The organism is Mesorhizobium sp. M7D.F.Ca.US.004.03.1.1, from assembly GCF_003998635.1.
Taxonomy (GTDB): Bacteria; Pseudomonadota; Alphaproteobacteria; order Rhizobiales; family Rhizobiaceae; genus Mesorhizobium; species Mesorhizobium loti.
The window spans coordinates 1-4926 of the sequence record NZ_RZQG01000438.1 but is presented as its reverse complement, the minus strand read 5'-3'; the positions used below and the strand labels follow the sequence as shown (position 1 = coordinate 4926).

Genomic DNA, 4926 nt, shown 5'->3' with positions numbered 1-4926 from the left:
CGGCATCGAGGCAGCCGGCTTTACCGCCGATCCGGGCTGAGCGCTGGCGTCGGCGCCGGCTCTAATTCAGATTGATGTCTCTGCTGGCCGACCGCATCGACACCGCGAATCCGGCCAGCACATCGAACAGCGCGATGACCATCAGCGTGAAGAAGACGGAGTGGGCGGCGCCCTTCACCAGCAGGAACTCGACCAGGAACGCCACGAAGACCAGCGTCGACAGAAGGTGGTCCATGATCGAGGCATTGGTCGTGCGCACCGACTTCGCCATTTCGAGGAACAGGAAGATCAGCCCAATCAGCACCATCAGATCGCCAAGCGTCATCGAGAACACGCCGCCCGACATCATGCTGAACGAGAAGACCTCGCTCGCCCACGGATCGTCACCGCTGCCGAATATTCCCAGCAGTCCGAGATTGTAGAGCACGAAAGGCACGATCAGCAGCGGAATGGCACCGAACATCTGGCGTCTCCATGTGGGGGCAATCCTTTGTAGAATGCGCCACAGGCACGCCGTCAAGATGTTTCGGTAGCAGCCCTGAACACGGTCGAAGACCGCACGCAACAACCATGTCAGCCGGTTGCTCGGCTGGAGAGCTGCGACGATTGCCGCCCACGCTTCGAGATGCGCGCCACCCGGCCCCCAAACGCAAAAGGACCGGCCACTGGCCGGTCCTTTTGTAATTCAAACCTTTGGAAAAGCTGGTCTCAGCTTTCCTTGGGCGTCAACACCTGACGGCCGCGATACATGCCGGTCTTCAGGTCGATGTGGTGCGGACGGCGCATTTCGCCGGAATTCTTGTCCTCGACATAGGTCGGGGCCTTGAGAGCGTCGGCCGAGCGGCGCATGCCGCGCTTGGACGGAGAGGTTTTTCGTTTCGGAACGGCCATGGATATGCTCCATTACATGGTCAAAAAGCCCCGCCCGCCCTCGTGAAAGGGCCATGTCGGGGCCGGAATCTGAGAAAGTCGGGTGCCTATACACGCCCTGTGCCGTTTTGGCCAGCACTGCCGCGAATTTTTTTGAGTTGTCTAGCGGAGACAACCGACATAGGCGCCCGAACGACCAGCCCGGCGCTCGATGAGGTTGGCGAGTCTTCTCAGGCCCGGCCCGGGTTTGGCCGGGTTGCGGGCGATCGGATTTGGCAAGGAAACGGCCAAAAGTGCAGCCTGCCGTCGCGACAGCTGTTTTGCCGAAACGCCGAAATGATGCTGTGCCGCGGCCTCGATGCCGTAGATGCCCGGCCCCCACTCGGCGATGTTGAGATAGATTTCCATGATGCGCCGTTTCGACATCACCGCATCGAAATAGACGGCCAGCGGCAGTTCGACCACCTTGCGCACCGAGCCCAGCGGCCGTGACCAGAGAAACAGGTTCTTGACCGTCTGCATGGTGATGGTCGAGGCACCGCGCGTTGCTTCGCCGGCCAGCGCGTCGTCGACGACGCCCCGCAGCTCGCCGAGATCGACGCCACGATGGAAGCAGAACTGCCCGTCCTCCGACATGATGACGGAATTGGCCAGCACCGGCGACACATCGTCGATCGACACCCAGCGGCGGTCATAACCGGAGAACGTCGCCAGGTCCTTCAGCATAAGCGTCGAGACCGGATGCACGAAGGATGGCAGATAGAGGAACGTCAGCACGACCGGAATCAAAGCCAGCACCGCGGCCACGACGATGCCGCGCCGGACCCAGCGCTTGAGACCGCGGCGGTTTACGCCTCGCGATCTCGTCGCCATGTCCAGCTTTTCGGTTTCATGATCGACGATCGGTTCCGCCAAGCCGCCCAACCCGTGCCAGAGAGCTCGTTTTGAAACTCGCTCCTGTGAGTCATATGACGGTGTTTTCGAGAACCGGAGCGGAGCGTACATTTGAGTACGTGAGCACCGGAAGCGCAGAAAACGCCTTCAGATGACCGCAGGAGTAGAGTTTCCAAACGGGCTCTTACTGCTCCGGCATAATGGCGCTTGCCTTCTTGCGCAACGTCTGAGTGTCGGCTACCGGTCCCGGCCATGACGAATGACGACGAAATGGCGTTCGAAATGGCACTCATCAGACGGGCTGCCGCCGTCGAGGTGCTTCTGCGGCGATTGCTCGACGACCGCGCGCTTTCGGGCGAGATCGCCCGGCCCGACCGGTTGATGGCGGCGATGCGCCACGGCGTGCTCAATGGCGGCAAGCGCCTGCGCCCCTTCCTGGTCATGGAAAGTGCGGCACTTTTTTCCGCCGACGGCGAGGCGGCACTGCGCGTCGCCGCCGCGCTTGAATGCGTGCACTGCTATTCGCTGATCCACGACGATCTGCCCGCCATGGACGACGATGATCTGCGCCGTGGCCAGCCGACCGTGCACAAGGCCTTCGACGAGGCAACCGCCATCCTGGCCGGCGACGCCTTGCTGACGCTGGCCTTCGACATCATTGCCGGCGAGGCGACCACGCTGCCGGCGGAGCGGCGGGCAGCCCTTGTGCTGGCGCTTGCCCGCGCGGCCGGAGCAGGTGGCATGGTCGGTGGCCAGAAGCTCGACCTCGAAGCCGAACAGGACCCACCGGACGAGGCCGGCATCATCCGGCTTCAGGCGATGAAGACCGGCGCGCTTATCCGCTTTGCCTGCGAGGCAGGCGCCCTCATCGCCGGCACTCCTGCCGAGGATCGGGAGCGGCTGGCCGAATTCGGCTCCGCGATCGGTCTTGCCTTCCAACTCGCCGACGACCTGCTCGACCTGACCGCCGATGCCAGCCAGATGGGCAAGGCAACCGGCAAGGACGCTGCCGCCGGCAAGGCGACGCTGGTCGCGCTGCATGGCGCGAATTGGGCGCGCAGCCAACTGCACGGTCTCGTCGAACAGGCGCATGCACTGCTTGAGCCCTATGGCGACGATGCCCAGTTGCTGAAGGAAGCGGCGACATTCGTGGCGGTGCGTAACAGCTGAGGTCGGGGCCAACCAAGACATCGAGCTGATCGCTGATCAAAGCACGCTCGTCCCCGCCGACCGGTTCAGAGATTGAACTTGAACGGAAGCCTGCCGAAGCAGAGGATCGACATCGCTTTGCCATCCTCACGGCAACCACGCGGTGCGGACAGAGTTGGAGGGATGCCATGTCGACCACCGACAAGCTGTTCAGCGGTTCCATTGCCGAGGTCTACGACCGGGCGATGGTGCCGCTGATCTTCGAGCCATATGCGCGGGATCTGGCGGAGCGGGCGTCGAAACTCGGACCGCAATCGGTGCTCGAAGTGGCTGCGGGCACCGGTGTGGTAACACGTGCGCTCGCAGCAAGACTGCCGGCGAAAGCACGCATCGTGGCCACCGATCTTAACCAGCCCATGCTTGACCACGCGCGCACGCGGATGGCGGACGATCCTCGGATCATCTGGCAGCAGGCCGATGCCCAGGCGCTGCCCTTCGAGGACGCACAGTTCGACGCCGTGGTCTGCCAATTTGGTGCGATGTTCTTCCCCGATCGGGTAGGCGCCTACGGCCAAGCGCGGCGGGTGATGCGGCCGGGCGGGCATTTTCTGTTCAACGTCTGGGGCGCCATCGAAGAGAACGAGTTCGCCGATGAAGTGACGCGGGCGCTCGGCGATTTCTTCCCCACCGATCCGCCGCGCTTCATGGCGAGGACGCCGCACGGCTATCACAATGCGGACGCCGTCCGTGGCGACCTGCATGCCGCCGGGTTCCGTGACGTCACCATCGAGCCTCTGGATGCCGTGAGTGCCGCTCCGTCGCCTTATGAGGCGGCCGCGGCCTATTGCCAGGGCACACCCCTGCGTGCCGAGATCGAGGCGCGCGGCGGCTCGCTGGAGGAGGCGACGCGATACGTGGCGAATGCCATGGGGAAACGGTTCGGGGAGGGCCCGGTGAGTGGCCGCATCCGCGCCCTCGTCGCCGTGGCGGCCTGAGACCCGAAAGTGACCTCGGAAGGATTGTCAGGGTCAAGAAGCTGTCATCCATCCGGCGGTTCGCATGGCTCGCCTATCCACACGAAATTTTAATGTAAATGAAGCGTAATCCCGACCATTAAAATGGTGCGTATGTGTTGGGGTTGCGCATGCCGGAATATTCGTCCTTCATCCGGTCAGTCCGGATTCGCTATATTTCGGGGTTGCTGATCTTCGCGCTGGCTTCCGCGGGCATCGTGATTGCGCTCGATCGTGTCAATTCCTTTCGCCGTGACATCGATGCGCTGAGCAGCAACCTCGTCATCTTCACCCGCGACCTGCGCAACGCGACCAGCTTTGCCGAAACGACCGGCACAGCCTGGCGGGCGGAGACACGCGATGCGCTGACCACATCGGCGCGCGGCCATTCGGAACGCCTGACCGGCGAGATCGAGACGCTGACCGCCCAGCTTGCCGCGATCAAGCCGCGCCTGTCGACCAAGACCGTCAACGAACTCCAATCCACTTCCGTCAACGGCGACCTGTTCTGGTCGCCGCGCGACATGGTGCGCAACTTCAACCTGATGTCGGTGGCGCAGAAGGTCGACGAGTGGAGCTATCGCGAAATCCGCAACCAGAACGACCTGTTCGCCCAGCCCATGCTGGTCCGCGTCCGCACCGCCATGGACGATGAGCGCCAACTGGCCGATGCCTCCTCAGACAGGCTGCTGTTGTGGGCAAGCGGCATCCTGTTCGCAGCCCTTGCCATCGTCGCCTTCTGGATCTTCCGCCCGATGGAAGTGGCGATCCGCCGCGCCTTTGCCGAATCCGCCGAATCCCTGTTCAAGGCCGAGGCCGCCGACCGCGCCAAGTCGGAATTCCTGGCCAATATGAGCCACGAAATCCGCACGCCGATGAACGGCGTGCTCGGCATGGCCGAACTGCTGGCCAAGACCGATTTGACGGCGCGCCAGAGGACCTTCACCGACGTCATCGTCAAATCCGGCAATGCGCTGCTCACCATCATCAACGACATCCT

6 protein-coding genes are annotated in these 4926 nt (G+C 63.0%); 3 read left to right on the top strand and 3 right to left on the bottom strand.

Annotation, left to right across the window (positions count from 1 at the left end; all coding sequences use genetic code 11):
* Positions 1-61 precede the first annotated feature (61 nt).
* The 3 genes from EN935_RS22115 to EN935_RS22105 form a co-directional block, all read right to left on the bottom strand.
* Positions 62-463 (bottom strand): hypothetical protein, encoded by a 402-nt coding sequence (locus EN935_RS22115; protein ID WP_013529226.1) that lies wholly within the window; start codon positions 461-463, stop codon positions 62-64.
* A 245-nt stretch (positions 464-708) separates the two neighbouring features.
* A complete protein-coding gene (gene rpmF, locus EN935_RS22110; protein ID WP_008834724.1) occupies positions 709-891 on the bottom strand; it encodes a 50S ribosomal protein L32 in 183 nt (60 codons plus the stop codon).
* A gap of 141 nt (positions 892-1032) precedes the next feature.
* The gene (locus EN935_RS22105) at positions 1033-1794 is read right to left on the bottom strand and encodes a transglycosylase domain-containing protein (protein WP_109665474.1); all 762 of its coding nucleotides are present in this window, start codon (positions 1792-1794) and stop codon (positions 1033-1035) included.
* Between the two features lie 222 nt (positions 1795-2016).
* Between EN935_RS22105 and EN935_RS22100 the strand changes: the two genes are divergently transcribed.
* From EN935_RS22100 to EN935_RS22090, 3 genes are all read left to right on the top strand, one after another.
* Positions 2017-2934: a polyprenyl synthetase family protein gene (locus EN935_RS22100; protein ID WP_109664974.1), complete on the top strand. Its 918-nt coding sequence runs from the start codon at positions 2017-2019 to the stop codon at positions 2932-2934.
* A gap of 167 nt (positions 2935-3101) precedes the next feature.
* Entirely contained in the window at positions 3102-3908 is an 807-nt protein-coding gene (locus EN935_RS22095) for a class I SAM-dependent methyltransferase (RefSeq protein ID WP_109664970.1), read from the top strand.
* 149 nt (positions 3909-4057) lie between these two features.
* Positions 4058-4926, top strand: an 869-nt coding sequence (locus EN935_RS22090; protein WP_281040352.1) for a histidine kinase dimerization/phospho-acceptor domain-containing protein, incomplete at its 3' end; no start/stop codon positions are given.

Excerpts from the sequence above, each read along its gene's own strand:
- EN935_RS22115 (WP_013529226.1), bottom strand. The coding sequence starts at position 463 with ATGTTCGGTGCCATTCCGCTGCTGATCGTGCCTTTCGTGCTCTACAAT.
- rpmF (WP_008834724.1), bottom strand. The coding sequence starts at position 891 with ATGGCCGTTCCGAAACGAAAAACCTCTCCGTCCAAGCGCGGCATGCGC.
- EN935_RS22100 (WP_109664974.1), top strand. The coding sequence starts at position 2,017 with ATGACGAATGACGACGAAATGGCGTTCGAAATGGCACTCATCAGACGG.
- EN935_RS22095 (WP_109664970.1), top strand. The coding sequence starts at position 3,102 with ATGTCGACCACCGACAAGCTGTTCAGCGGTTCCATTGCCGAGGTCTAC.